The organism is Streptomyces sp. GbtcB7 (assembly GCF_019091445.1).
GTDB classification, from domain to species: domain Bacteria; phylum Actinomycetota; class Actinomycetes; order Streptomycetales; family Streptomycetaceae; genus Streptomyces; species Streptomyces mirabilis.
The window spans coordinates 428350-455035 of record NZ_JAGXJM010000001.1 but is presented as its reverse complement, the minus strand read 5'-3'; the positions used below and the strand labels follow the sequence as shown (position 1 = coordinate 455035).

The 26686-nt window shown below is 71.3% G+C and carries 24 protein-coding genes; 15 read left to right on the top strand and 9 right to left on the bottom strand.

All coding sequences use genetic code 11. The features are described from left to right. The first annotated feature begins 17 nt into the window (after nucleotides 1-17). From KVT44_RS02035 to KVT44_RS02010, 6 genes are all read left to right on the top strand, one after another. The gene (locus KVT44_RS02035) at nucleotides 18-1253 is read left to right on the top strand and encodes a prenyltransferase/squalene oxidase repeat-containing protein (protein WP_217565838.1); all 1236 of its coding nucleotides are present in this window, start codon (nucleotides 18-20) and stop codon (nucleotides 1251-1253) included. Continuing rightward, entirely contained in the window at nucleotides 1250-1903 is a 654-nt protein-coding gene (locus KVT44_RS02030; protein WP_217565837.1) for an SCO2322 family protein, read from the top strand. Before KVT44_RS02035 ends, KVT44_RS02030 begins: the two co-directional genes overlap by 4 nt. Nucleotides 1904-1918: 15 nt before the next feature. Further along, nucleotides 1919-3034: a CbiQ family ECF transporter T component gene (locus tag KVT44_RS02025; protein WP_217565836.1), complete on the top strand. Its 1116-nt coding sequence runs from the start codon at nucleotides 1919-1921 to the stop codon at nucleotides 3032-3034. Continuing rightward, a complete protein-coding gene (locus tag KVT44_RS02020) occupies nucleotides 3031-4689 on the top strand; it encodes an ABC transporter ATP-binding protein (RefSeq protein WP_217565835.1) in 1659 nt (552 codons plus the stop codon). The genes KVT44_RS02025 and KVT44_RS02020 overlap by 4 nt, the downstream gene beginning before the upstream one ends. Further along, a complete protein-coding gene (locus KVT44_RS02015) occupies nucleotides 4686-5513 on the top strand; it encodes an ECF transporter S component (RefSeq protein WP_190168634.1) in 828 nt (275 codons plus the stop codon). Before KVT44_RS02020 ends, KVT44_RS02015 begins: the two co-directional genes overlap by 4 nt. Before the next feature lie 377 nt (nucleotides 5514-5890). Then, the gene (locus KVT44_RS02010; protein ID WP_190168635.1) at nucleotides 5891-6307 is read left to right on the top strand and encodes a transglycosylase SLT domain-containing protein; all 417 of its coding nucleotides are present in this window, start codon (nucleotides 5891-5893) and stop codon (nucleotides 6305-6307) included. A 153-nt stretch (nucleotides 6308-6460) separates the two neighbouring features. On the opposite strand, the gene KVT44_RS02005 is transcribed toward KVT44_RS02010, so the two are convergent. Further along, complete coding sequence (locus KVT44_RS02005; RefSeq protein WP_254648804.1) at nucleotides 6461-8188, bottom strand: PE-PGRS family protein; 1728 nt, start codon at nucleotides 8186-8188, stop codon at nucleotides 6461-6463. Nucleotides 8189-8393: 205 nt separating this feature from the next. Here KVT44_RS02005 and KVT44_RS02000 point away from each other — a divergent pair, with 205 nt between their 5' ends. Continuing rightward, nucleotides 8394-9080 carry a YoaK family protein gene (locus tag KVT44_RS02000; protein WP_217565834.1) on the top strand — a complete coding sequence of 229 codons (687 nt, stop codon included), beginning with the start codon at nucleotides 8394-8396 and terminating at the stop codon, nucleotides 9078-9080. 38 nt (nucleotides 9081-9118) lie between these two features. On the opposite strand, the gene KVT44_RS01995 is transcribed toward KVT44_RS02000, so the two are convergent. Next, nucleotides 9119-10399, bottom strand: a complete 1281-nt coding sequence (locus KVT44_RS01995; protein WP_217565833.1) for a triacylglycerol lipase — start codon at nucleotides 10397-10399, stop codon at nucleotides 9119-9121. Between the two features lie 130 nt (nucleotides 10400-10529). Beyond that, nucleotides 10530-10991, bottom strand: a complete 462-nt coding sequence (locus KVT44_RS01990) for an ATP-binding protein (RefSeq protein ID WP_308313890.1) — start codon at nucleotides 10989-10991, stop codon at nucleotides 10530-10532. A gap of 93 nt (nucleotides 10992-11084) precedes the next feature. On the opposite strand from KVT44_RS01990, the gene KVT44_RS01985 reads away from it, so the two are divergent. Beyond that, a complete protein-coding gene (locus KVT44_RS01985; RefSeq protein ID WP_217565832.1) occupies nucleotides 11085-11933 on the top strand; it encodes a helix-turn-helix transcriptional regulator in 849 nt (282 codons plus the stop codon). After that, the gene (locus tag KVT44_RS01980) at nucleotides 11893-12096 is read left to right on the top strand and encodes a DUF397 domain-containing protein (protein ID WP_217565831.1); all 204 of its coding nucleotides are present in this window, start codon (nucleotides 11893-11895) and stop codon (nucleotides 12094-12096) included. Before KVT44_RS01985 ends, KVT44_RS01980 begins: the two co-directional genes overlap by 41 nt. Here the strand turns inward: KVT44_RS01980 and KVT44_RS01975 are convergent. Then, nucleotides 12080-13249 carry a steroid 3-ketoacyl-CoA thiolase gene (locus tag KVT44_RS01975; RefSeq protein ID WP_217565830.1) on the bottom strand — a complete coding sequence of 390 codons (1170 nt, stop codon included), beginning with the start codon at nucleotides 13247-13249 and terminating at the stop codon, nucleotides 12080-12082. The genes KVT44_RS01980 and KVT44_RS01975 overlap by 17 nt on opposite strands. A 292-nt stretch (nucleotides 13250-13541) precedes the next feature. Here KVT44_RS01975 and KVT44_RS01970 point away from each other — a divergent pair, with 292 nt between their 5' ends. Together KVT44_RS01970 and KVT44_RS01965 are read left to right on the top strand one after the other, a co-directional pair. Continuing rightward, complete coding sequence (locus KVT44_RS01970) at nucleotides 13542-14777, top strand: cytochrome P450 (protein WP_217565829.1); 1236 nt, start codon at nucleotides 13542-13544, stop codon at nucleotides 14775-14777. A 300-nt stretch (nucleotides 14778-15077) separates the two neighbouring features. Then, entirely contained in the window at nucleotides 15078-16628 is a 1551-nt protein-coding gene (locus tag KVT44_RS01965; protein ID WP_254648879.1) for a hypothetical protein, read from the top strand. Here KVT44_RS01965 and KVT44_RS01960 read toward each other — a convergent pair. Beyond that, entirely contained in the window at nucleotides 16582-18633 is a 2052-nt protein-coding gene (locus KVT44_RS01960) for a bifunctional glycosyltransferase 87/phosphatase PAP2 family protein (protein ID WP_217565828.1), read from the bottom strand. The genes KVT44_RS01965 and KVT44_RS01960 overlap by 47 nt on opposite strands. A gap of 382 nt (nucleotides 18634-19015) precedes the next feature. On the opposite strand from KVT44_RS01960, the gene proP reads away from it, so the two are divergent. Together proP and KVT44_RS01950 are read left to right on the top strand one after the other, a co-directional pair. Continuing rightward, entirely contained in the window at nucleotides 19016-20389 is a 1374-nt protein-coding gene (gene proP / locus KVT44_RS01955) for a glycine betaine/L-proline transporter ProP (RefSeq protein WP_099922925.1), read from the top strand. A 55-nt stretch (nucleotides 20390-20444) separates the two neighbouring features. Further along, on the top strand, nucleotides 20445-21116 hold the full coding sequence (locus KVT44_RS01950) for an O-methyltransferase (RefSeq protein WP_217565827.1): 672 nt from the start codon (nucleotides 20445-20447) through the stop codon (nucleotides 21114-21116). Nucleotides 21117-21226: 110 nt separating this feature from the next. Here the strand turns inward: KVT44_RS01950 and KVT44_RS01945 are convergent, their stop codons facing one another. Next, entirely contained in the window at nucleotides 21227-21622 is a 396-nt protein-coding gene (locus KVT44_RS01945) for an FHA domain-containing protein (RefSeq protein WP_054230963.1), read from the bottom strand. Between the two features lie 137 nt (nucleotides 21623-21759). Here KVT44_RS01945 and KVT44_RS01940 point away from each other — a divergent pair, with 137 nt between their 5' ends. Continuing rightward, nucleotides 21760-22164 carry a DUF1992 domain-containing protein gene (locus tag KVT44_RS01940; RefSeq protein ID WP_099922923.1) on the top strand — a complete coding sequence of 135 codons (405 nt, stop codon included), beginning with the start codon at nucleotides 21760-21762 and terminating at the stop codon, nucleotides 22162-22164. Between the two features lie 106 nt (nucleotides 22165-22270). Here KVT44_RS01940 and KVT44_RS01935 read toward each other — a convergent pair whose 3' ends face one another. Together KVT44_RS01935 and KVT44_RS01930 are read right to left on the bottom strand one after the other, a co-directional pair. After that, nucleotides 22271-23065: a hypothetical protein gene (locus tag KVT44_RS01935; RefSeq protein ID WP_254648877.1), complete on the bottom strand. Its 795-nt coding sequence runs from the start codon at nucleotides 23063-23065 to the stop codon at nucleotides 22271-22273. A 13-nt stretch (nucleotides 23066-23078) separates the two neighbouring features. Then, nucleotides 23079-23747: a hypothetical protein gene (locus KVT44_RS01930; RefSeq protein ID WP_217565825.1), complete on the bottom strand. Its 669-nt coding sequence runs from the start codon at nucleotides 23745-23747 to the stop codon at nucleotides 23079-23081. A gap of 133 nt (nucleotides 23748-23880) precedes the next feature. Between KVT44_RS01930 and KVT44_RS01925 the strand changes: the two genes are divergently transcribed. Continuing rightward, entirely contained in the window at nucleotides 23881-24384 is a 504-nt protein-coding gene (locus KVT44_RS01925) for a GNAT family N-acetyltransferase (RefSeq protein WP_217565824.1), read from the top strand. 15 nt (nucleotides 24385-24399) lie between these two features. Here the strand turns inward: KVT44_RS01925 and KVT44_RS01920 are convergent, their stop codons facing one another. Beyond that, nucleotides 24400-26532 (bottom strand): MDR family MFS transporter, encoded by a 2133-nt coding sequence (locus tag KVT44_RS01920; RefSeq protein ID WP_217565823.1) that lies wholly within the window; start codon nucleotides 26530-26532, stop codon nucleotides 24400-24402. Nucleotides 26533-26686 lie beyond the last annotated feature (154 nt).

Below are 26686 nucleotides of genomic sequence, written 5' to 3'. Positions count from 1 at the left end.
CTCCCGCAGGGAGAGTCATGATTGTTCGCCGCAGCGCCGCGGTACTGGCCGCCACCGTAGTGATCGGCACGGCCCTGGCGCCGGCCGCCGTGGCCGAGGGCGCCTCGCCTTCGCCCGCCCCGGCGATACCCTCCGGCCTCTACGGCACCTCCGACCCCACGTACGACGGCGTCTGGCGGCAGTCCCTCGCACTGCTCGCCCAGCACACCGTCGGTGTGAAGCCCGCGGCGAAGGCCGTCGACTGGCTGGCCGGGCAGCAGTGCGCGAACGGGGCGTTCGCGGCGTACCGCGCCGACGCGTCGGCGAAGTGCGACGCCAAGACGATGGTCGACACCAACAGCACCTCGGCGGCCGTGCAGGCCCTCGCCGCGCTCGGCGGCCACGGCGGCGAGACGGGCAAGGCCGTCGCATGGCTGAAGTCCGTGCAGAACAAGGACGGCGGCTGGGGCTACACGGCGGGCGGCGCGAGCGACGCGAACTCCACGTCCGTGGTGATCGGGGCGCTGGCGGCGGTGGGCACGAAGCCGGCGGACGTCTCCAAGGACGGCAAGTCGCCGTACGACGCCCTCGTGAAGCTGTCGATCCCGTGCGGCGGGGCCGACGGGGGCGCGTTCGCCTACCAGCCGGACAAGAAGGGCAAGCTCGCGGCCAACGCGGACGCGACGGCGGCGGCCGTGGTCGGAGCCCTGGGCAAGGGCCTCGCCGGTGCGCCCCTGAAGCCCGTGGCCGACCCCCTCTCCTGCGGGACCGCCGACAGCGCCGAGCGGGCGGCCCAGAACGGTGCCGCGTACCTCGTCAAGGCACTCGCCAAGGACCAGCACCTCACGTCGGTGATGCCCGGCGCCAAGAACCAGCCCGACTACGGCAACACGGCGGACGCGGTCGTCGCGCTCGCGACCGCCGGACACGGCGACAAGGCGGCCGACGCGATGCGCTGGCTGGAGACCCACTCCGCGCAGTGGGCCGAGCAGTCCGGACCCGCCGCGTACGCGCAGCTCGTCCTCGCCGCCGACGCGGCGACGTTCGACCCGCGCGACTTCGGCGGCCAGGACCTCGTCAAGCAGCTCGACGCCACCGGCCCCGCGCCCGCGTCCCTCCCGACCGAGCCCACGGCCTCCGCGTCCGCCGCGGAAGCCGCGAAGAAGCAGGACGACAGCGGCGTCAGCGTCTGGTGGATCATCGGCGTCGGTCTCGTCGGGGGTATCGGCATCGGCTTCCTGATCAGCGCCCGCAACAAGAAGCAGCAGCCGTGAGCCGCCGTCGGACGTGCGCGCTGGTCCTGTCCCTGCTCCTGCTCGTACTCGGCGGCGCGGGACAGGCCCGGGCCGTCGGCTACCGCTACTGGTCGTTCTGGGACCTGACCGGCGGGAAGTGGAATTACGCGACGCAGGGCCCGTCGACCGCGCGACCGTCCGACGGCGATGTACAGGGCTTCCGATTCGCGGTGAGCGCGGACTCGCAGGACGCCTCCAAGCCGCGCGGCCACGCCGACTTCGCGTCCATCTGCGCGAAGACGCCCGCCCAGGCGGGCCACAAGCGGGTGGCCCTCGTCATCGACTCCGGCACGACCGCGGACGCCCCGGGCGGTGAGACGCCGCCCGCACCGCGGACGGTCTGCGCCCGCGTCCCCGCCGACGCGACCACGGCCGAGGCCCTCGCGACGGTCGCCAAGCCTCTCCGCTACGACACCAACGCCCTCCTGTGCGCCATCGCGGGCTACCCGGGGACGGGCTGCGGCGACCAGGTCACGACCCCGCACACCCCGAGCCCCACCACCGCCAAAGCCAAGTCCACGTCCGAGCCGACCCGGCACGGCCCGTCGCTCGGCCTGCTCGCGGGAGTCGTCGCGGTCGCCGCCCTCGGCGGGGCGGCAGTCTGGCAGACCCGCCGCCGCCGGCCCTGAGTACGGCGACCGACGATGACACGCGCACCGAAGGCACACCGTTCCAACGCCCTCCCCCCAGGAGCCTGGTGGATCTGGGCCCTGGGCCTGGGAACCGCCGCCTCCCGCACCACCAACCCCCTCCTGCTCGCCCTCCTCATAGCCGTGGCCGGTTACGTGGTGGCCGCCCGCCGGACCGACGCCCCCTGGGCCCGCTCCTACACCGCGTTCGTCAAACTCGGCATCGCGGTCCTCGGCATCCGGCTGGCGTTCGCCGTCTTCCTCGGCTCCCCCATCCCCGGCACCCACCTCCTCGTCACCCTCCCCGAACTCCCCCTCCCCCACTGGGCCCAGGGCATCCGTGTCGGCGGCCGGGTCACCGCCGAGGGCCTGCTCTTCGCGCTGTACGACGGCCTGAAACTGGCCACGCTCCTCATCTGCGTCGGCGCGGCGAACGCCCTCGCGAACCCGGCACGGCTGCTGAAGTCGCTCCCGGGCGCCCTGTACGAGGCGGGCGTCGCGGTGGTCGTCGCCCTCACGTTCGCGCCGAACCTGATCGCGGACGGCCGGCGGCTGCGCGCCGCCCGCCGTCTGCGGGGCCGCCCCGACCGTGGGCTGCGCGGCCTGCTGCACGTCGGGCTCCCGGTCCTGGAGGGCGCGTTGGAGCGTTCGGTCGCCCTCGCGGCGGCGATGGACGCCCGCGGCTACGGCCGCACCGCCGAGGTGGCGCCCGCCGTCCGCCGTACGACCACCGTTCTGACGCTGGGCGGTCTGCTCGGCGTCTGCGCGGGCACGTACGGAGTGCTGACCGCCGAGGGCGGCACCTACGGCCTGCCCGCGCTGCTCGCCGGAGTGGCCGCGGCGCTCGGCGGGCTGTGGCTGGGCGGGCGCCGCTCGGTCCGCACGCGCTACCGCCCGGACGTGTGGGGCGTACGGGCCTGGCTGGTGGCGGGCTCCGGAGTCGCGGTCGCCGCCGGACTGATCGTCTCCGCCGCGTACGACGCCTCGGCCCTGAGCCCCGGTGTCCTCCCGCTGACCGCCCCGGCCCTGCCCCTCTGGCCCGCGGCGGCGATCCTGCTCGGCCTGCTCCCCGCCTTCGTCGCCCCGACACCCCACTCGCGGGAACCCTCCACCCCCAAGGACCCCTCATGATCCGCTTCGAGGATGTCTCCGTGACGTACGACGGAGCTGTCGAACCCACTGTCCAGGGCGTGGACTTCGAGGTCCCGGAGGGTGAACTCGTCCTGATCGTGGGGCCCTCCGGCGTCGGCAAGTCGACCGTGCTCGGCGCGGTCTCCGGTCTCGTGCCGCACTTCACGGGCGGCACCCTGCGCGGCCGGGTCACGGTCGCCGGACGGGACACCCGCACCCACAAGCCGCGCGAGCTCGCGGACGTGGTCGGCACGGTGGGCCAGGACCCGCTGTCCCACTTCGTGACGGACACGGTCGAGGACGAACTCGCCTACGGCATGGAGTCGTTGGGCCTCGCGCCGGCCGTGATGCGCCGCCGCGTCGAGGAGACGCTGGACCTGCTGGGCCTGGCGGACCTCCGCGACCGCCCGATCGCCACGCTCTCCGGCGGCCAGCAGCAGCGCGTCGCCATCGGCTCGGTCCTGACCCCCCACCCGCGCGTCCTGGTCCTCGACGAGCCCACCTCGGCCCTGGACCCGGCCGCCGCCGAGGAGGTCCTCGCCGTCCTGCAACGCCTCGTCCACGACCTCGGCACGACCGTCCTCATGGCCGAACACCGCCTCGAACGGGTCATCCAGTACGCCGACCAGGTCGCCCTGTTCCCGTCCCCGGGCGCCGCGCCGACGCTCGGCACCCCGTCCGAGATCATGGCCGTCTCTCCGGTGTACCCGCCGGTGGTGGACCTGGGCCGGCTGGCCGACTGGTCCCCGCTCCCCCTCACGGTGCGCGACGCACGGCGCAGGGCGGGGTCCCTGCGGGAGCGGCTCACGGAACTCGTCCCCAAGCCGAGGACCCCGCAGCCGAGGACCCCGCAGCCGACAGCCCCGCGGGCGACGGTCCCACAGACGACGGTTCCACGGGCGACGGCCCCGGCCTCGATCGAAGCGCTCGCCGTCCGCCACGGCCGCGTCGAGGCGCTCCGGCGCGTCGACCTCACCACCGCCCCCGGCGAGATCATCGCGCTGATGGGCCGCAACGGGGCCGGGAAGTCCACCCTGCTCGGCACGCTGGTCGGGCTGGTCGCACCGGCGGCCGGTTCGGTCCTGGTCGGGGGCGCGGTCCCGCACCGGACGGCACCACGGGACCTCGTACGCCGGGTGGGTCTCGTACCGCAGGAACCGCGCGACCTGCTGTACGCCGACACGGTCGCCGCCGAGTGCGCGGCGGCCGACGAGGACGCGGGGGCCGAGCCCGGTACCTGCCGGGCCCTGGTGTCCGAGCTGCTGCCGGACATCGGGGACGGCACCCACCCCCGTGACCTGTCGGAGGGTCAGCGGCTGGCGCTCGCGCTGGCCGTCGTCCTGACGGCCCGCCCCCCGCTCCTGCTCCTCGACGAACCGACCCGCGGCCTGGACTACGCGGCGAAGGCCCGTCTGGTCACGGTCCTGCGCGGCCTGGCCGCCGAGGGTCACACGATCGTTCTGGCCACCCACGACGTGGAACTCGCCGCCGAGCTCGCACACCGTGTCGTCGTCCTCGCGGACGGCGAGATCGTCGCCGACGGCCCGACGGCCGAGGTGGTCGTCGCCTCCCCGTCCTTCGCCCCGCAGGTCACGAAGGTGCTCGCGCCGCAGCCGTGGCTCACGGTCACCCAGGTCAGGGAGGCCCTCTCATGACGCCGGTGGAAGGCCCGCTCCGGACGAAAGCCGTCCGCCTCGGCCCCCGCTCCCTCGCCGCCCTCTGTCTCGTGAGCGCCGTCGGGGTCGCCGGGTTCGGCTGGCCGCTCTTCGCCGATCCCACCTCGCAGGTCGCCGCGCACGCGCAGGACGCGCCCTGGCTGTTCGCGGGGCTGCTGGTGCTGCTCGTCGCCGTCGTCACGGCGACGATCTCCGAGTCCGGGCTCGGCCCGAAGGCGGTGGCCATGCTCGGAGTGCTGGCCGCGACCGGCGCCGCGCTGCGGCCGATCGGCGCCGGGACGGCCGGGATCGAGCCGATGTTCTTCCTGATGGTGCTGAGCGGCCGGGTGCTCGGACCGGGGTTCGGGTTCGTGCTCGGGTCCGTGACCATGTTCTCCTCCGCGCTGCTCACGGGCGGGGTGGGTCCGTGGCTGCCGTTCCAGATGCTCGCGATGGGCTGGTTCACGATGGGCGCCGGGCTGCTGCCGGGCCCCGACCGGCTGCGCGGGCGCGGGGAACTCGCCCTGCTCGCGGCGTACGGGTTCTGCGCCGCGTTCGCGTACGGCACGGTCATGAACCTGGCCGGCTGGCCCTTCATGGGGGCGCTGGCCTCGAACGTCGCCTTCGACCCGCACGCCGACGTGCCCGCCAACCTGGCCCGTTTCCTCGCCTACTGCCTGGCCACCTCCCTCGGCTGGGACCTGGGCCGGGCCGTCGTCACCGTCGCCCTGACCCTCGCGCTCGGCGCGACCCTCCTCAAGGCGCTGCGCCGGGCGACGCGGCGGGCCGCCTTTGAGACCCCGGTCACCTTCGAACCCCGGTGACGTGCGACCCAGGTCACACCACTCGGACGCGCCCCGTAGCCGCCCGCACACCTTCTGCCAGTCGCGGGGTGAAGCAGCCCATAGGACCCACGTCACATACGAAGCGGGCTAGTAGCCCCAAAGGCGTGGCATGCACGCGTCGTCAACCCCTCTGACCTGGGGTTTGAGACCCAGGTCACACAAGGGGCGTTTCCCCCGGATGCGACCACCACTAGTAAAAGGGGTCATTGCGGACACCCCCCTGAGCCTGTTTCTCTGAAGCAGTCGCCAGGCGCCACGAACCCACCCGGGTCGCGGCGCCGATGTACGCCTCCACCACACGTCGTGTGGAACAGGGCGCACCGCGACCGCCCTGTTTCCTAAGAGAGGTTCTCCGCGTGTCCGTCTCCTTCATCCGCAACATCGCCGCTTCCCCGAAGAAGGTCCTCACCACCGCCGCCGTGGCCGCCGCCGCCACCGGCATGGTCCTCGCCGCGAGCCCCGCTCAGGCCGCCACCGGCCAGGCCTCCTCCGCCCAGGCGATCGCGCACAAGATGATCCCGGACGCCGCGCAGTTCAGTGCCTTCAGCAAGATCGTCGAGCACGAGAGCGGCTGGAACCCCAGCGCTTCGAACTCCTCCTCCGGCGCCTACGGCCTGGTCCAGGCCCTGCCCGGCTCGAAGATGTCGGCCGCCGGTTCCGACTGGAAGACGAACCCGGCCACCCAGATCAAGTGGGGGCTGGACTACATGAACTCCCGCTACGGCAGCCCGGCCGCCGCCTGGAACTTCTGGCAGGCCCACAACTGGTACTGAGCGGCCCACCGGTAACCACCGGCGCCCCACGGCACCCGCATACGCGAAGGCGGCGGCCCCCCGATCCCCGGGGCCGCCGCCTTCGCCATGCCCATCGACCCCATGGACCCAACCGGCCCGCTCGGCCTGGTCGGTCCACTCAGCCCGCTCGGTCTACTCAGCCTGGTCGGTCTGCTCGTAGAAGTGCTGCCGCCGACCGACGAGCCGCTCGTACATCTTCCGCTGCTCGGCGACGTCGTCCTTGTTCTTCTCCAGCTCGTCGAGCCACTCCCGCTTGATCTGGTCCAGGAACGCGCGCCAGTCCCCGCTTCCCTGGGCCTTCCCCAGCTCCCGCAGCTCCACCAGGCGCTCGTTGTGCTTCAGTCCGCCGGTGCCGACCTTGTCCCCCTTGTGACCGTGCAGGACCGACTCGGGGTTGGCCGTGGCCTCGGTGGACCGGGCGTTGTGCACATAGCCGACCGGGCTCGCGGCATGGGGTTTGATCGTCTCGATGCCGACCAGCAGGGAGCCGTCCTTGGCGGCGGTGGGCGGAGTGAGAATCAGCAGCATGTGGCCGTACGAGCCGTTCGGCAGGACCACGTCGCCGTTCCAGTCCTGCGAGCCGAACCCGCCGCCGGAGATGTCCATGCCCATGAGCTGCGGACGCTCGGGCCCGACATGGGGCACGGACGGCGTCAGAAAGTTCGCGACGGACGCGCCGATACCGCCCTTCTCCTGGAACTTGCCCGGCTCGCCCCCCTCCTTGTTCTTCTCGATGGCGGTGCGGTGCGTGGCGAAATCACGCTTGTCGACGAACCCCGCGCGTCGGCCCCGATCCGTGACGCCCAGGAAGTCCGTCAACGACTGGGGCGACTCGCCCGCGCGCAGCGCGGGGATGCGGATGTTGACCCGGCCGCCGTGGGCGAGCGCCCGCACGACGTCACCCTCGCGGTAGTCGACATGCGCGGCCACGCCCGCCCCCGGGTCGTAGGTCTTCAGTCCGTGCTGGAGCAGGAGCAGGACGGAGGTGAAGACGTCACGAGCCTTCGCGTCCTTCGCCGCGTGCTTCACCGTCTCGTCCTTGTCGGCGTCGGGGTGGAGGCGTTCGGACGGGAGTCCGGCCGGGTGCAGGGTGTCGACGGCGGTCTGCCGTATCTGCTCGTCCCGCTCGGCCCGCAGGGGCTGCTTCTCCGCGTCCGAGACTCCGGGAGCCTTGGTGGTCATGAAACGGCCGAGGGTGTAGTCCGGGGCGATCGGGGTGGGCGCGCCCGCCGGGCGCGTGCCCGGCGCGTTCCGCTGGAAGGCCAGGGTCGCGGCGAGGATGCGTTTGCCCGGAAGGTTCCGCAGCCAGTCCTTGTGGTCGCCCTTGATGTACTCCTCGGACTCCTTGAAGGTGCCGATACCCACCTTCGCGAGCCACTGGGGGTTCACCTGGGAGAGCGTCCTGATGTCCTCCAGGTCCTGGGCGCCGAACAGCTCGCCGCTGATCACCCGCCGCTCCAGGGTGCGCTTCAGGCGCGCGGGCCCCTCCGGCATCCAGTGCTCCGGCCACCACGTGCCCGGCGCCAGAGGGTTCACCTTCATCTTCGCCACGACGACATGGCCCTCGATCGACCGGCTCAGCCGCGTGATCACGGCCGCGCCCTGGTCCTCCCGGCCGGACTCCTCGGTGGCGGGAGGCGCGCTCGTGCTCGACTCCCCCACCCTCTGCACGGTCACGGACGCCGCCCGGTTGCCGGCCGTGCGCTGGATCGCCGTCATCTCGGCGGGCGTCCTGGGTGTGGCGTCCGAGACGGTCCGGGCCTGGTGGGGGCCCGGGGAGGCGGGGCGTGGCAGGGGCGCGGTACGTGCCGGTGATCCCGCCCGTGAGCGCCCGCCCTCGCCGTACTGCCGCCTGTCCATACGCCCCTCCACCCACCTCTTCATCCACCGGGCTCCCGTCGTACGCCTGAGCGCCGGCTTCCGTTGCCCCCGAAGGTGTAAGGGGTCATGGTGACTCCGGGACACGCGCGCAGGGAAGGACACAAGGGGCAGCCCGCAGGACCCCACGGGCACGGCTGCCCCAGGGGCGCGGCGCGCCGGGCCCGTCCCGCTGACCGGAGGCCGTATGAGCACCGAGACGAAGAAGACGCACGACCCCGAGGCGCGCGGGGTGCGTCTGGTGGTGGTGCTGCTGTCGCTGACCGTGGTCAGCGGGCTGATCGACGCGGTGAGCTATCTCGGACTCGGGCACGTCTTCACGGCGAACATGACCGGCAACGTGGTGGTACTCGGCTTCGCCGCGGCCGGCGCCCCCGGCTTCTCGATCCCGCACACCTCGACCTCGCTGGCCTGCTTCCTGGCGGGCGCGGCGGCCGGGGGCCGGATCGCGGGGCGGTACGGCGGCGGCTCACGCCGGACCTGGGCGCGGGTCACACTCGTCGCGGAGGCGGTGTTCGTGGGCGTGTCCGCGCTGGTGGCCTTCGTCGCGCCGGGCGCCACCGCGACCACCTACGCCCTGATCACCCTCACGGCCTTCGCGATGGGCCTGCGCAACGCGACGGTCCGCAAACTCGGTGTGCCGGACCTCACGACCACCGTCCTGACGATGACCCTGACCGGCCTCGCCTCCGAGTCCGCGGTCGGCGACGGCTCGGGCCACCGCTCCCCCCGCCGCACGGCGGCCGTCATCGCCATGATGGCGGGCGCGACACTCGGCGCATGGCTGGTCATCAACCACGGCCTGGGCATCCCCCTGCTGCTCGCGGCAGTGCTGGCGGGGGTACTGGCGATCGCGACGTCCGGACGCGAGTGACGCGGAACCGGCCGTGACCGTCACGGATCCCGGCAGGGCTACCGCTGGTCGATTTCGGCGAGGAGCCAGGTGCACAGCTCTTCGGTGATCTTGGTGTGCTCCTCGTTCTGGGAGGCGCACAGGAACGCGTCGAGTTCGCTCTCGTCGGGGTCGAGGGCGTCGATGTCGGTGTTCAGCAGGGCGGTGGTGTCCAGGTCGCGGACGGCCACCGCGCTGACCGAGGGCACGAAGCAGATCTCGGGGACCGGGGCCACGGCGCTGCCGGGGATCAGCTTGTTGAGCGTGTTGGCGGCGATGGCGAAGGTCGCCAGGGTGCCGCCGGGAGCGCCGTCGATCTCCGGGAACCCGTCGGTGGTGATCGTCTCGTCCTTCCCGAAGTTCGCCTTCAGTTCGGCGACCAGGGCGTCATCACCCTCGGACTGGGTGTAGATGATGGTGCCGGGGAACAGAATCCCGGTGGTGCGGAACGCCTGCGCGCCGGGCTGGATCCCCGTGCCCTGGCCGTTCCCGGTGCCGTTGGCGACGCCGATCTTCCGCGGTCGCATCGGCCAACCGCCGACGCGGTCCAGGGCGGCCAGGAAGTCGGAGCGGGCCTTGTCCTGCCCGGGAGTGCCGTCCACCGTCTCGATGTGCCGCCACATCAGCTCGCGCGAGGCCGGGCTGTTGATCTGGTCCGACAGCGCGCTGTTGGCCGGGTTGCCGCGCTTGATGTAGTGCGCGAACGCCTGCAGACCGATCGGCACCCACGCGCCGCGGTGGGGGCTGTCGTACGAGAAGTACATCCCGGTCTGGTGGTCCATCTTCTGGGTCTCCATCCGCGCCAGGGCATAGCGCGTGACCAGACCGCCCATGCTGAACCCGCCGACCACCAGCGGTTCCTTGCCCTTGCGCTCGTCGATCAGCCTCGTGATCGCCTCGATCACGTACCCGGCGTTGTCGAGGATCGACGCGGAGCGCTCCCCGTAGCCGAAGATGACCGCGTCCCGCCCGCGCTCGCGCAACTGGCTCATCAACGGGTACTCGCCCCGCTCGAAGCCGTCGTAGAGCTCGTCCAGACTGCTGGGCCCCATGTTGAAGCCGTCGGACATCAGCACCGGCCGCTGCACACCGCTGTGGCCCTTGCCGTAGTACACCCAGGCGGTGCCGTCGTAGACCGGCACGTAACCTTCCTCGCCCTCCTCGTCCGCGTTCAGGTGCCGTCCGAAGTGCCACGTCTCGTCCGGCGCCGGGGCCGGTGGCGGCTTCGGCTGGTCCAGCGGGGCCATCAGCCCGATCGAACCGACGTACTGCTGCTCGCGGGCCGCCTTCTCATTGCTCACTGCGGTGGATCCCCTTCCTTCGGGCCGCACGAAGACCCCGGGGCATATGCCCCGGGGTCGTGCGACTTGGATGTGAGGCTCATCATCAGGGGACAAAAACGGATGTTCGGGTTCCCTCGCACGATCATCATCACCATGAGTGATTCCCAGCCCCACGGGTTTGGCCTGGCGGCCGAGTCGGTCGGCACTCGAACCAGACCGTCTTGCCGCCCCCGGGCCCGGGCCCCACACCCCACTTGTCGACCACCGCGTCGAGCAGCACGAGCCCGCGACCGCCCTCCGCCTCCGGCGACAACTCGGTGGGCACGTGGGGTGGTTGCGGGGAGCCGTCCGCGACCTCCACCCTCACACCTGCCGTCTGCCGCACCACCAGCAACGCGCAGCGCCGGTCCGGGACATGACGTACGACGTTGGCGACCAGCTCGGTCACGGCCAGCTCCACGGAGTCGGCCAACTCCGCCAAGTCCCACTCCTCCAGCAGCGACCTGACGATCCGCCGGATGTGCCGGGCCGAGTGTGCGCCGACGGTGATCCGCATCGCGTACTGGGCGGGGCGGGGGCCCAGGAGGGTGGGGGGAATGTGTTCGTTCACGCTACGAGACTGACCTCGCGCGACTACGCTCGGCTACGGAACGAATACAACGGGTCCCGGAGTGGACCGAGTTGCGCGCGAGAGGGGCCGTACGTGACCCATATCAACATCCTCGACCCGGGCGCGTCGCCGCTCGACTACTACGGGTTCGAGTTGCGGCGCCATCGTGAGTCCGCAGGCCTGACACAGCGGCAGCTCGGCGACATCGTCAACTACACCGGCTCACTGGTCGGCCAGATCGAGACGGCGAGGAAGCTACCGACGCCGGAGTTCAGCGAGCGGGTGGACGCGGCGCTGGGAACGGGTGGGTTACTGTCCCGGCTGGTCGGACTGGTGATGCGTAGTCAACTTCCGGCCTGGTTCCAACAGGTGGCGGAGTTGGAGGCGCGGGCGGTCGAGATCTGCACGTTCCAGACCCACATGGTCCATGGTCTTCTTCAGACCGGGGCGTACGTACGTGCCGTGCTCGGCGCACTGGACGACAGTGACCTCGACGACCGAACCGCAGTACGACTGGCCCGTCAGCGCATCTTCGAGAAGGAGGTGCCGCCCGTCTTCTGGGCGGTCATCAGCGAGGCCGCTCTACGCCAGGAGATCGGCGGCACGGAGACCATGCGGGAGCAACTGGCCCACCTGTTGTCATTCGAGGGCAACCCCCGGATCAACATCCAGGTGTTGCCGTACTCAGCCGGTGCACACGCAGGACTTCAAGGCTCATTCAACCTCTACCGCTTCACGAACGACCCGGCCATCGTCTACACCGAGGGCTACGGAAGCGGGCAACCGACCGCCAACCCGGACACCGTCCAGGACTGCTCACTCCGTTACGATCATCTTCAAGCCGCCGCACTCTCCCTCAAGGACTCGGCGGCGCTGATCCGGCACGTGATGGAGGAACGCTATGGAGAGCAACTCGATCCCGACCGGGGCCCGGTGGCGTAAGTCCAGCTACAGCGGCGACCAGGGCGGCGACTGCCTAGAGATCGCCGACACCCCGGACGCCACCATCGCCGTACGAGACTCAAAAAACCCCACCGGCCCGATCCTCACGATCGCCCCCGCCACCTTCGCCACCTTCGTCTCGTGGACTACAACCGCTGGATGATCGTCCCGGTGGCCAGTCCACCGCCCGCGCACATCGTGATCAGCGCGAACTCCTTGTCCCGTCGCTCCAGTTCGTGCAGAGCGGTAGTGATCAGCCGGGCACCCGTCGCCCCGACCGGGTGCCCGAGCGCGATCGCACCGCCGTTCACGTTGACCTTCTCCAGGTCCTGTTCGAAGACCTGCGCCCAGCTCAACACCACTGAAGCGAACGCCTCGTTGATCTCCACGAGGTCGATGTCCTTCAAGGACATCCCCGCCTTGCCCAGCACCGCGCGCGTCGCGTCGATCGGGCCGTCCAGATGGAAGTGCGGGTCCGAACCCACCAGCGCCTGGGCCACGATCCGCGCCCTCGGGCGCAGCTTCAGCGCCCGAGCCATCCGCTTGGACGCCCAGAGGATCGCCGCCGCACCGTCCGAGATCTGCGAGGAGTTGCCCGCCGTGTGGACGGCCGTGGGCATCACCGGCTTGAGGCCGGCCAGCGCCTCCATGGTCGTGTCGCGGAGTCCCTCGTCGCGGTCGACGAGGCGCCACATGCCCTGTCCGGCCCGCTGCTCGTCCTCGGTGGTCGGCACCTGCACGGCGAAGGTCTCGCGCTTGAAGCGCTCCTCCGCCCAGGCGTTCGCGGCACGCTCCTGGGAGACGAGCCCGAGCGAGTCGACGTTCTCGCGCGTCAGGCCACGATTCCGCGCGATGCGCTCCGCGGCCTCGAACTGATTGGGCAGGTCCACGTTCCACTCGTCCGGGAACGGCTTCCCGGGGCCGTGCTTGGAGCCGGAGCCCAGCGGCACCCTCGACATCGCCTCGACGCCGCACGAGATCCCGACGTCGATGACGCCCGCCGCGACCATGTTGGCCACCATGTGCGAGGCCTGCTGCGAGGAGCCGCACTGGCAGTCGACCGTCGTCGCCGCCGTCTCGTACGGCAGGCCCATGGCGAGCCAGGCCGTGCGCGCGGGGTTCATGGACTGCTCGCCGGCGTGCGTCACCGTGCCGCCGACGATCTGCTCGACGCAGTCGGCGTGGATGCCGGTGCGGCCGAGGAGTTCACGGTAGGTCTCGCCCAGGAGATAGGCGGGGTGGAGGTTGGCGAGCGCGCCACCTCGCTTGCCGATGGGGGTGCGTACGGCTTCGACGATCACGGGTTCCGCGGCCATGGGGGCTCGTCCTCTCCTCAGGCCTGTCCGGCGGCCAGGCCCTGCTGACCCGCGCAGCGCGGGGCGTCCCGGCCCACCCACCGCGCAGAACTAGAACGCGTACCAGTTCTGTGTGCAGTCTGCGGATCGGAGCCCCCGCGCCGCAAGGGTCGTGCAGCGCCCGAAGTCGTGATCTGCACGAACTCCCCACGGAATTCGGGGCGCCGTACCCCTTGCGACTTGTAGAACCCGTTACTACCTTCACGGCAATTCCGGATTCCTGATGGACCGTCAGAATGGTGGGTGGTCGCCGATGCCCTGTCCCGCGCTGCCCGACGGGTTCGACTTCACCGACCCCGATCTGCTGCACCACCGCGTGCCCCTGCCGGAGTTCGCCGAACTGCGCCGGGCCGAACCCGTCCGCTGGATTCCCCAGCCCGCCGGTCTGGCCGGTTTCCAGGACGAGGGCTACTGGGCGGTGACCCGACACGCGGACGTCAAGTACGTCTCCACGCACCCGGAGATCTACTCCTCCTACCTCAACACCGCGATCATCCGCTTCCACGAGCACATGCAGCGCGACGCGATCGACGCCCAGCGGCTGATCCTGCTCAACATGGACCCGCCCGAGCACACCCGCGTCCGCCAGATCGTGCAACGCGGTTTCACGCCAAGGGCCATCCGGGCGCTGGAGGAACGGCTCCGCTCCCGCGCCCACGCGATCGTCGAGGGCGCCCGCGCCCACTCGGGACCCTTCGACTTCGTCACCGAGGTCGCCTGCGAACTGCCCCTCCAGGCGATAGCCGAGCTGATCGGCGTCCCCCAGGACGACCGCATCAAGATCTTCGAGTGGTCCAACAAGATGATCGCGTACGACGACCCGGAGTACGCCATCACCGAGGAGGTCGGCGCCGAGTCGGCGGCCGAGCTGATCTCGTACGCCATGAACATGGCCGCCGACCGCAAGCAGTGCCCGGCCAAGGACATCGTCAGCACGCTGGTGGCGGCCGAGGACGAGGGCAACCTCGGTTCCGACGAGTTCGGCTTCTTCGTGCTGATGCTGTCGGTCGCCGGCAACGAGACCACCCGTAACGCCATCACCCACGGCATGCACGCCTTCCTCACCCACCCCGAGCAGTGGGAGCTGTACAAGAGCACCCGCCCGGCGACCACGGCCGAGGAGATCGTGCGGTGGGCGACGCCGGTGGTCTCCTTCCAGCGCACCGCCACCCAGGACACCGAACTCGGCGGCAAACAGATCAAGAAGGGCGACCGCGTCGGCATCTTCTACGCCTCCGCCAACCACGACCCCGAGGTGTTCGAGAACCCGGACACCTTCGACATCACCCGCGACCCCAACCCCCACCTCGGCTTCGGCGGCGGAGGCCCCCACTACTGCCTCGGCAAGTCCCTGGCCGTCCTCGAGATCGACCTCATCTTCAACGCGATCGCCGACGCGATGCCGGACCTCACCCTGGTCGGCGACCCGCGCCGACTGCGCTCCGCCTGGATCAACGGCGTCAAGGAACTCCAGGTCGACGCCGGCTGACCGCACCGCACGCTCGGGCCGACGGACTCCCGGTGTCCGTCGGCCCGTCCCGCGGGAGGCAGGGGCATCCCCCCTACGCCCCGCCCCTGCCTCCCCCGAGACGATCCCCCGATCATCCGATCCTCCGATGAACGTCTCCGTTCCGATTCGCGTCTTCACCGGTGGCTCAGCCATCCCCCCACCTCCGAAGACAACCGACGCTTCGAACGGAACCGGTGCACCGTGGTCTCTGCCGAGCTGACCCCCCTCCGGCCCGACCACCCGGCCGTACGCCGAAAACACCCGCATCACGCGTTCTGGCTGCGCCACCGTCTCCCCCTCCTCGTCACCCTCCCCGTGCTGCCGCTGTACGCGGTGTGGTGGGCCTTCCTCGCGACCGGCGGTGGTGATCTCGCGGCCCAGGTGGCGTGGGCGGAGTTCGTGGCGCGGCACGGCGGATCGGCGTACAACCTCTTCTGGTACGGCGGGATGCACACCGCCAACTACAGCCTGATCTCGCCGTATCTGATGGCCGCGCTGGGTGTGCGCCCGGTGACGGTGGTCTCCGGGCTCGCCGCCACCTGGCTGGCCGCCGTGCTGATCGCCCGCACGGGGATACGGCGGCCGGTGGGCCCCGCGCTGCTGGCCTCGCTCGCGCTGTGGTGCAACGTCGCCTCGGGGCGCACCACCTTCGCGCTGGGCGTCGCCCTCGGTCTCGCCGCCTGTGTGCTGCTCACGGGCGAGCGGCGGACGCTGCCGGCGGCGGCGTACGCGGCACTGGCGACCATGGCGAGCCCGGTGGCCGGACTGTTCCTGGTGGTGGTGGGCGCCGGACATCTCGCCGTACGGGACCGCGTGCGGGCCGGGGTGCTGCTGGTGCCGCCGGTGGTCGTCGTCGGGGCGACCACGCTGCTCTTCCCCTTCGCCGGACAGCAGTTGATGCCCTCGGGACGGATCTGGCCGCCCGTGCTGCTGGGGCTGACCGTCGCCACGCTGGCCCCGCGCGGCTGGCGGGTGGCCCGGTGGTGCGGGCTCGTGTACGCGGTCGGGACCGTGCTGACGTATCTGATCGCCTCCCCGGTGGGGACGAACGTGGAGCGGTTCGCGGAGCTGTTCGCGCCCGCCGCGCTCCTCGCGGCGCTGCTCACCGCGCCCGGGGGGCGGCATGTGGTGCGGCGCGTGGCGCTGCTGGTGGCGCTCGTGCTCTCCGTCGCCTGGGTCGGGCAGAAGACCGTGGACGACCTGGAGGTGTCCACGGCCGTGCCCGCCTGGGCCGCCGACACACACGGCGTCGTACGGACGCTGGAGCGGCTCGGCGCCGGCCGCGGCCGTGTCGAGGTGGTCCCGGCCCGCAACCACCGCGAGGCCTCCACGCTCGCCCCGCATGTGAACCTGGCGCGCGGCTGGAACCGTCAGCTGGACATGGAGCGGGGGCGGCTCTTCTACGACGGCACGTTCTCGGAGGCGACCTATCGGGCCTGGCTGGACCGCTGGGCGGTGGGATACGTCGTGCTGCCGGCGGGGAAGCCGGACGGGTTCGCCGAGGCGGAGGCGCGGCTCGTGAGGAGCCGGCCCGCGTGGCTGGAGCCGGTGTGGAGCGACGCCAACTGGCAGGTGCTGCGGGTGCGCGACGCCGTGCCGCTGGTGTCGGCGCCCGGCTCCGTGCTGCGCACGACGAGCGCCGAGGTGGACGTACGGGTGCCGGTGCCCGGCCCGGTGACCGTGCGGGTCGCGTACTCGCCGTGGCTGCGCGCGCCGGGCGGCTGCCTGACACGGGACGGCGAGTTCACGCGGCTGACGGTGACCGAGCCGGGTGAGTACCGGATCAGCTCGGGGTACGGCCCGTCGCCGGGACCGGCTCCTTCATGCTGACCTCCACGGGCTTCATCAGCGGTCTCGGCCGCGGCCCCTGGAGGAGGTAGGTCAGACCGAAGCCCGCGCCGACGACGGCCGCGCCGCCCACCGCGTCCAACACCCAGTGGTTGCCGGTCGCCACGATCGCGGAGACCGTGAACAGCGGGTGCAGCAGACCGAGCGCCTTCATCCACCACTTGGGCGCCAGGACCGCGATGACGACTCCGCACCACAGGGACCAGCCGAAGTGCAGCGAGGGCATCGCCGCGTACTGGTTGGTCAGCGCGGTCAGCGTGCCGTAGTCCGGCTTGGAGAAGTCCTGCACGCCGTGCACGGTGTCGATCATGCCGAGGCCCGGCATCAGGCGCGGCGGGGCGAGCGGGAAGAGCCAGAAGCCGAGGAGCGCTATGAGGGTGGCGAAGCCGAGCGCCGAGCGCGCCCAGCGGTAGTCGCCGGGGCGGCGGGCGTAGAGCACGGCGAGGACGGTGAGCGGGACGACGAAGTGGAACGACTCGTAGTAGAAGTCGAAGAAGTCCCGCAGCCACTCGACCTTGAACACGGCGTGGTTGACCCAGTGTTCGATGTCGATGTGCAGGAACCGCTCGATGGAGAGGATCTGGTCGCCGTGGTGTTCGGCGGTGGTCCGGCCGCCCGCGTTGGTGCCGCCCGTCGCGGCGAGCCTGACCTGCTGGTAGGCGGAGTAGCCGACGCGGATCAGGAGCAGTTCGAGCAGCAGGTTCGGGCGGGTGAACACGCGGCCCAGGAAGGGGAGCAGCGGCACCCGCTTCCAGCGCGTGGGGACGGGCCGGGCGTAGTCGGTGGGGATCGGCGCCCGGTAGTACTCCGAGGTGCGGGAGAGGAAGGGCACGATCGTGGCGGCGGCGAGCGCGGCGAGCAGCACCACGTTGTCGCGCAGCGGGAAGAGCGCCGCCATGTTCGGCAGCATCATCTTCGCGGGCAGCGTCATGACGAGGATGACGGCGACGGGCCACATGGGGCGGTCCGAGGTCTTCTTGCCGACCCTGCCGACCAGCGCGAGCAGCACCCACAGCAGCTGGTGCTGCCAGGACGTGGGCGAGACGACGACGGCGACACAGCCGGTGATCGCAACGGCCAGCAGCAGCTGCCCGTCCCGTGCGTAGCGGATGGCGCGGCGCAGGCCGAGGGCGGCGACCGCGGCGCCCAGCAGCAGGAACAGGGTGATCTCCAGCGGGCCGTTGAGGCCGAGCCGCAACAGCGCGCCGTGCAGCGACTGGTTGGAGAGGTCGTCGGCGTCCCCGCCGAGGCCGACGCCCGCCAGGTGGTGCACCCAGTAGGTGGTGGAGTCGTGCGGCATCACGGCCCAGGCGAGCGCGCCGAGGCCGGCGAAGGTGATCGCGGTGGACTCGACGGCGCGGCGGCGCCCGGTGAACCAGAGCAGCGGCGCGAAGAGCAGCATGGTGGGCTGCAGGGCGGCGGCGACGCCGATCAGCAGGCCACTGGCGCGCTCGCCCCGGACGGCGAAGCAGCCCAGCAGGACGAGCAGTACCGGGATGATGCTGGTCTGGCCGAGGTAGAGGGCGTTGCGCACCGGCAGCGACAGCATCAGCAGGCTGATCGCGACGGGCGCGGCGAGCAGGGCGGTGCGCCGGCTCACCGGCTGGGGCAGGGCGCGTGCGACGACCAGGCCGAGCACGACGACCAGCGAGAGACTGCCGAAGGTCCAGCCCCAGCCGAGCGCCTGTTCGGCGGCGCGGGTGAGGGGTTTGAGGACGAGTCCTCCGAAGGGGGTGCCGGTGAACTGCGTCGAGTCGTACAGCGATCCCTTCACATGCAGGACGCCGTTGGGTCCGACCCAGGTCTCCAGGTCCGTCAGCCGTTCCCCTTTCGGGGTGCTCAGCACGACGGTGAGCTGCCGTATCGCGAGGACCGCGGCGATCACCCACAGTCCGATCCGGATCGCGCGCAGTCTCGCTCTCGCCGATTCCGCCGCCCCCGCCCCGAAGGCATTGCCCGCTGTCCCGCCGTGCTCAACGTTCGCCACGCCCCGCCGACCCTCCCACCCCGTTTGTCCCGTTCACCCCGTGCGTCCCGTGCGGCCGGACTCCGCCCGGACCCTTATGAGGCTCGCACGCCCCGATGGAGAGACGCAGGCAACCCCCTCTTCACCTGACGGCCTCCCGCCTTTTGTCCGGATGACGATAGTGCGCGCATGGTTCCGGTTCCCCCCTTCGTTCGCGACTTAGCTCACAAAGGGGCCCCGGAAAAGCGGCGCGCGAACAGGCCGACACCCCTGCGTACGGCGCATTTACTTGCACTATGCATCGAGTTGCCTACGACACGTGATGCGGACGAGTGCCCCTATGGTCGCTTTTCGGCCCACTTCCGGGTGAGCCACGTCCCCGTCCCCTACGAAGGGCATGCCCTTGCCGTCCGCCACAGCAGTCACCCCCGCCGTACCCCGACCCCGGACCCCCGCGCCGCCCGAGGCCTACGTCACCGATCCGGCCCTGGTCAAGCGGGCCGTCAAGGCGGCGGCCCTCGGCAACGCGATGGAGTGGTTCGACTTCGGTGTCTACAGCTACATCGCGGTGACGCTGGGCAAGGTCTTCTTCCCCTCCGGCAACCCCACCGCGCAGCTGCTGTCCACCTTCGGTGCCTTCGCCGCGGCCTTCCTCGTCCGCCCGCTCGGCGGCATGGTCTTCGGCCCGCTCGGCGACCGCGTCGGCCGTCAGAAGGTCCTCGCCCTCACCATGATCATGATGGCGGCGGGCACCTTCGCGATCGGCCTGATCCCCTCGTACGCCACGATCGGCGTCGGCGCTCCCCTGCTGCTGCTCGCGGCCCGGCTCGTCCAGGGCTTCTCCACCGGCGGCGAGTACGCGGGCGCCTCCACCTTCATCGCCGAGTACGCGCCCGACAAGAAACGCGGCTTCTTCGGGAGCTGGCTGGAGTTCGGCACCCTCGCCGGATACATCGGCGGCGCCGGCCTGGTCACCCTCATGACCGCCTTCCTGTCCACCGAGGACCTGCTGTCCTGGGGCTGGCGCGTGCCGTTCCTGATCGCGGGCCCGATGGGGATCATCGGCCTGTATCTGCGGATGCGCCTGGAGGAGACCCCGGCGTTCGCGGCGGAACTGGCGAAGGCCTCGAAGAAGGAGGCGGACCGCCCCAAGGTGCGGCTGCGCGAGATGGTCGCGGGCCAGTGGCGCGCGCTGCTGCTCTGCGTCGGCCTGGTGCTGGTCTTCAACGTCACCGACTACATGCTGCTGTCGTACATGCCGAGCTATCTGACGAGCGAGCTGAAGTACGACGAGACGCACGGCCTGCTGGTCGTCCTCGGCGTGATGGCGCTGATGATGATCGTCCAGCCCTTCGCGGGCGCGCTGACCGACCGGATCGGCCGCCGCCCGGTGATCGCCGCGGGCTGCGTCGGCTTCCTCGCCCTGTCCGTACCGGCGCTCCTGCTGATCCGCCAGGGCAGTCTGCTCGCGGTCGCGCTCGGCATGGGCGCGCTGGGCCTGCTGCTGGTCTGCTTCACCTCCGCGATGCCCGCCGCGCTCCCGGCGCTCTTCCCGACGAAGGTCCGCTACGGCTCGCTGTCCATCGGCTTCAACGTCTCCGTCTCGCTCTTCGGCGGTACGACCCCGCTGGTGACCACGGCGCTCATCGGGGCGACCGGGAACATGATGATGCCCGCCTACTACATGATGGCCGCGGCCGTCGTCGGTGGCGTGGCGGTGTGGTTCATGACCGAGTCCGCGGGTCGCCCGCTGCCGGGCTCCGCGCCCGCCGTGTAGGTTGGGCCGCGGGACTAGTTAGGACATCTAACTAGGCATACGAAAGGCATGGTTCATGAGCGAGTCGCAGCTCTGGAACGAAGTCGACGACTACTTCGCCACCCTCCTCGCCCCCGCCGACGAGACACTGACGGCGGCCCTGCGCGACAGCGACGCCGCGGGGCTGCCGCAGATCGCCGTCGCGCCGAACCAGGGCAAGCTGCTCCAGCTGCTCGCCGAGATCCAGGGCGCCCGCCGCATCCTGGAGATCGGCACCCTCGGCGGCTACAGCACCATCTGGCTGGGCCGCGCGCTCCCGGCCGACGGCCGGCTGATCACCTTCGAGTACGACGCCACGCACGCCGAGGTCGCCCGCCGCAACCTCGCCCGCGCGGGCCTCGACAAGATCGCCGAGGTGCGGGTCGGACCCGCGCTGGAGTCGCTGCCGAAGCTGGCCGAGGAGAACCCGGAGCCGTTCGACTTCGTGTTCATCGACGCCGACAAGGTGAACAACCCGCACTACGTCGAGTGGGCCCTCAAGCTCACCCGCCCCGGCAGCCTGATCGTCGTCGACAACGTCGTGCGCAGCGGGCGGGTCACCGAGGTGGGCAGCGCCGAACCGAGCGTGCGGGGCACCCGGGCCGCGCTCGAACTGATCGCCGCCCACCCGAAGTTGAGCGGTACGGCGATCCAGACGGTGGGCAGCAAGGGGTACGACGGGTTCGCGCTGGCGCGCGTGCTGGCCTGACGTCCGCTTCCCCCTCCGGGGCGCTCGGGCGTGCGCTCCGGGGGGGGAGGCGTGCACTCCGGGGGGGGAGGCGTGCACTCCGGGGGCTCAGGCTCGCGCTTCGGGGGGGCTCAGGTCTCGTGATAGAAACCCACGTTCACGCTGTGCGGTCCTGTGCGGTCGAGGATGACTATCTCCCCCGACCCGCCCGCGGGGAGCTTCGCCGTCCCGCCGTACGGGACGGCCTGGGTCGGCAGTCCGGCCAGCGTCAGCCGTACCTCGGCGGAGGGCTCCGGGCGTGACCCGTGCAGCCAGGTGACCTGCCAGGTACCGTCCGGGCCGCACAGGAACTCCAGGTGGACCCGGGAGACGAACAGCCAGTCGTCGGGGGTCGCGAGCCGGCACACGGCCCGGTCCCGGCCCACCCGCAGCACGGCTCCGGGGTCGCTCGGCGCGTCGGCCATCAGCATTCCGGCCGTCGCACCAGCGTCCGCCCCGGTGACCGAGGCCATGGTGAGTTCGAGCACGTGCGCTCCTTCGAGTTCCAGCGTTCATCCGGTCCGCGGCGCTTCAACCCTCCTGGTACCGAGCGTGGTTGACGCGCCGCCGCCGCATGATAAATCTCCCGATCGTCCGATCGTGTGTCGTACGGCACAATGGACGCATGACCGAACGGAAGCCACCCGGGGTCAGCTTCGAGACCTGGGTCGACCGACAGATCCGTGAGGCGGAGGCCCGCGGCGAGTTCGCGGACCTGCCCGGTGCGGGCAAGCCCATGCCCGGCGTGACCGACACGCCGTACGACGAACTGTGGTGGATCAAGCGGAAGATGGCCCGTGAGGGACTGTCCGTGCTGCCGCCGACGCTGGCCCTGCGCAAGGAGGCCGAGGACGCGCTCGCGGCGGCCTCGGTGGCGCCCTCGGAGCGCGTCGTGCGCCGGATCGTCGAGGACATCAACGCCAAGATCCGCGAGGTCATGTTCAAGCCGCCGCCGGGACCTCCCCTCGGCCTCAAGCCGTACGACGTGGACGAGATCGTCCGGGAGTGGCGCGAGCGCCGGGCCGGATGACCCCGTCGACGGGTGAGGCCGCGCCCCGGAACATGGTCCGGGGCGCGGCCTCACGGTGGTACTCGTCGGTTCGGCCTCCTGACCGGTGCAGGAGGCGCTCGGTCTCCTACAGGTGCAGGAGTCGCTCGGTCACCTCGCGGTAGTCGCGCAGGGCGAGCCGCAGCTTCTCGGTGTCGGCCGTGTCGCTCTCCCCGGCCGCCTGCCAGGTCGTCCGCAGGTTGCGGCGGCGCCGGTTCATGGCGTCGGTGAACTCGGTGGTCAGCTCCTCCAGGACGTGGTCCGCCTCCTCGACGGACGCCCGCGGGCCGTCCACGAACCCACCGACGGCGTGCTGCATCCGCAACGCGTACTTGTCGCACTCGTCGTGCGACAGCAACGCCCCGTCGCCGCCCCCCTGCGGACCGGTACCGCGCTGCCCCGCGGAGGTGGGACCGCTCTGCCCGGCACGGGCCGATTCCTGCTGCCCGGCACGAGTGGGTTCACCCCGCGCACCACCGCGGGCGAACTCCGCTTCCTCGGCGCGCCTGGATTCCGGCTGCCCGGCGCGGGTGGGGTCACCGCCCTGCCCGGCGCGGGCGGAATCCGGCTGCGCGGCGCGCATGGCTTCCTGCGGCCCGGCCCGCATGTCGCCGCCCTGTCCGGCGCGGGTGTCGCGGGCGCCGGACGGCATGCTCCGCGTGCCGTCGGCCGTCGAACGGGACGGGTTCGCGGTCTCGCGGGACCCCATACCGCCGGGGGCCTCGCCAGGGTCGCGGACGGCCGGGTCGGCGGGGGTGCCGGGTGCGGCCAGCGGAGCGTTCCGGGCGTCCTGGGCGTGCCGGTGGACGAGGGGGTCGACGTCGCCGCGACCCGTCATCGCCTCACGACGCGGAGTGTTCTCATTGCCGTTGTCCGAAGTCATCTTCTTCACTTCCTCAACTCCCCTTCGCATGACGCCTGGTCAGTACCGACGGAACGTGGGCTCGGCGGGAACGGTCGTCCGGGACGGATGCCGCGGCCGGGGCGGTGTCGGCGGTGTCCTGGCGGGCGTCCTCGCGAACCGGGGCCAGCAGCTCCTCGAAGAGGGCGCGGGCCTCCACCATGGACGCGCGGAGCTCCTCCGTGCTGCCGTCGGCGCCCGCGGTGGGGGCGTACGTGGCCTGGTGGACGCGCCGGTAGCCGTGCAGATGGTGTCCGTGGTGGACGGAGAGCGCGTCGAGCTGCTCCTCGTAGCGCTCACCGTCGGGGAAGCCGCGTGCGCCGGCCAGCTCGGCGACCAGCCGGTCCGCCTCTGCCACCGCCTCCTGGGGCGAGTCGACGAAGCGCTCCTGAACGGCCCCCCAGCGGGCCGCGTACTCGTCGCGGGCCGCGGGCTCCAGCGGCCGTTCACGCAGCGAGCCGTGTCGCTTCACCCGCTCCGCGAGGTCACGCTCGGCGGCCCTGGCGTCGCCGTCGTGCTGGGCGACGGCCCGGTCGTACTCGGGCCCGAAGCGCCGCCGCAGTGTGCGCCCGCCCTGCGGCCTGCGGGCCAAAAGGATCAGCGCGGCCGCGACGACGGCGACCGCCACGATCACGATCAAAGCGATGATGAGGCCTGTGGACATGGGTGCCTTCCGGGGTTCTCGACCCGACGGGCCGGTTCGAGGACCGGGTTGCCCGGAACCCCGCACTCAAACGAACCCCGCACCGGCGCCCCGCCGAAATCCGCTTGCGAACCGGGGGCCGCGCCTCCCGACAATGACCGGCATGACCTGGACCATCGCCCCCGAGCCCTTCGACTCGTCCGTCGCCGCCGCGCTGTGGCGCGCGTACTACACGGAGGTCAGCGACCGCTGGTACCTGCTGCACGAGGGGCACCCGACCGACCCCGAGGAACTGGAGCGGGAGATCGCGGCGACCCCGGGTGCCGAGTTCCAGGCACCCGGCGGGGTGCTGCTGGTCGCGCGGTACGGCGGCGACCCCGGCGGCATGGCCGGGGTGCGGATGCTCGACGCCACGACGGGTGAGCTGAAGCGCGTGTTCGTGCGCGAGGAAGTGCGCGGCAGGGGCGGCGCCACGCTGCTGCTCGACGCGGCCGAGGAGGCGGCGCGCGGCCTCGGCGCCGAGCGGCTGATCCTCGACACCCGGGGCGACCTGGTGGAGGCACGCGCCCTGTACGCGCGGCACGGCTACGAGGAGACCGAGCCGCACAACGACGAGACCTACGCCGACCACTGGTTCACGAAGAAGCTGACGCCCTGAAGTCCGACGGAGGACTCACGCCGGTGTCCCGCGCGGATGCGTACGCGGCACCGTCCCGTCGTGCGGCCGCTCCGCGTCGGACCCGCACAGCTCGCCGTTCAGCTCCTTGACCAGCTTGGTCAGATCGGTCGGGCGGTCCGGGCCCCACCAGTCGCCGAGCAGCTCCGCCAAGGACTCCTCACGGGCCTTGGCCAGCTTCCCGGCGACCTCGCGGCCTTCGTCCGTGAGGACGAGGTCGAGCCCTTCGCGGGCGGCGAGGCGGCGCTCCTCCAGCTGCCGGGCCGCGGCCAGTACGACGGGCAGCGGTACGGTGCTGCGCTCGGCCAGCAGCGCGGGCTCCGCCCAGCCGTACTTCTTGATCCGCAGCAGCAGCCAGCTCGCGGCGGGCAGCAGGTCGTACCCGGCCCGCTCGGTGATCTTCTCGTAGATCTCCCGCTGCCCCTCCCGGGTGCCGAGCACGGACAGCGCGCGGCACACCTCGTCGTACGACGACCGCTCCACCGGATTGGTGGCGAGCGTCTCGGTGATGTCGGGTGCCGTGACCGAACCCCGCAGCTTGTCCTCGCGCAGGAACCAGGCCAGGACGAAGCCGAGCAGGGCGACCGGGGCGGCGTACAGGAAGACGTCGGTGATCGACGAGGCGTACGCGTGCAGGACGGGCTGGCGGAGCGCGGACGGCAGGTCGGCGATGCCCTTCGGGTCGGCCTTGAGACTGTTCGGCGTGATGCCGACGGGCAGTTGCCTTCCGCTCAGCACCGCCACCAGGTTGTCGCCGAGGCGGCTCGCGAAGACGGAGCCGAAGATGGCCACGCCGAACGAGGCGCCGATGGAGCGGAAGAAGGTGGCGCCGGAGGTGGCGACGCCCAGATCCTCGTACGAGACCGCGTTCTGCACGATCAGGACCAGGACCTGCATGACCAGGCCGAGGCCCAGGCCGAAGACGAGGAAGTACACACTCATCTCGCCGGTGCTGCTGTGCTCGTCGAGCTTGTGGAGCAGGAGCAGACCGATCGCCGTGACACCGGTGCCCGCGATGGGGAAGACCTTCCAGCGTCCGGTACGGCTGACGATCTGCCCGGAGACGGTCGAGGACAGCAGCAGCCCGAACACCATGGGCAGCATGTACACGCCGGACAGGGTGGGGCTCACGCCCCGGACGACCTGGAGGAAGGTCGGCAGATAGGTCATCGCGCCGAACATCGCGAAACCAACGATGAAGCTGATGACGGCGGAGAGGGAGAAGGTGCGGACGCGGAAGAGCCTCAGGGGCAGGACGGGTTCGGCCGCCCGCTGCTCCACCGCCACGAAGGCCACGGCGAGCAGGACACCGAGCACCGCGAGACCGATGATCTGCGGCGAGCTCCACCCCCAGGTGCTACCGCCGAGCGAGGCCACGAGAACGAGACAGGTGGCGACCGCGGCGATGAGGAACGTGCCGAGGTAGTCGATGACGTGCTGGGCGGACTTCCTCGGGATGTGCAGGACCGCCGCGATCACGATGAGCGCGACCACGCCGACCGGCAGGTTGACGTAGAAGACCCAGCGCCAGCTGAGGTGCTCGGTGAACAGCCCGCCGAGCAGTGGCCCGAGCACGCTCGTCGCACCGAAGACGGCCCCGAACAGCCCCTGGTACTTGCCCCGTTCGCGCGGCGAGACGATGTCGCCGACGATCGCCATGGACAGCACGATGAGCCCACCGCCACCGAGGCCCTGAAGGGCCCGGAAGCCGATCAACTCGCCCATGTTCTGCGCCATTCCGCACAATGCGGACCCGACGAGGAAGATCACGATCGCGGCCTGGAACAGCTTCTTCCGGCCATACTGATCGCCGAGTTTGCCCCACAGCGGAGTGGCCGCGGTCGACGCGAGCAGATACGCGGTGACCACCCACGACAGATGTTCGAGCCCGCCCAGGTCGCTGACGATGGTGGGCAGCGCGGTCGACACGATCGTCTGGTCGAGGGCGGCCAGCAGCATGCCGAGCAGCAGCGCGCCGATCGAGACGACGACGCTGCCGTGCACCGGCGCCTCCTTGGCGTCGACGGCGGCCGCCGAGCGCCTCCGCACGGCCGACTCGTTCACACCGTACGGGGGGTCGTGCGGCGGTGCGTCCGGGTCGTGCACATCACCGGGTGTCTCGCCCGTCATGCGGACCTCCCATGAGCCCCTGGGGTCTCGGTCACCCTCCATGGTGGTCGGTATGGCGGGTTATGGCCTGTTGAAGCTTGTAACGGGTGCGGAAGGCGGGATTCCGGGGGCTCCTGGGAGAAGGTGTGGTGGATGTGACTAACCTCGGGAGTTC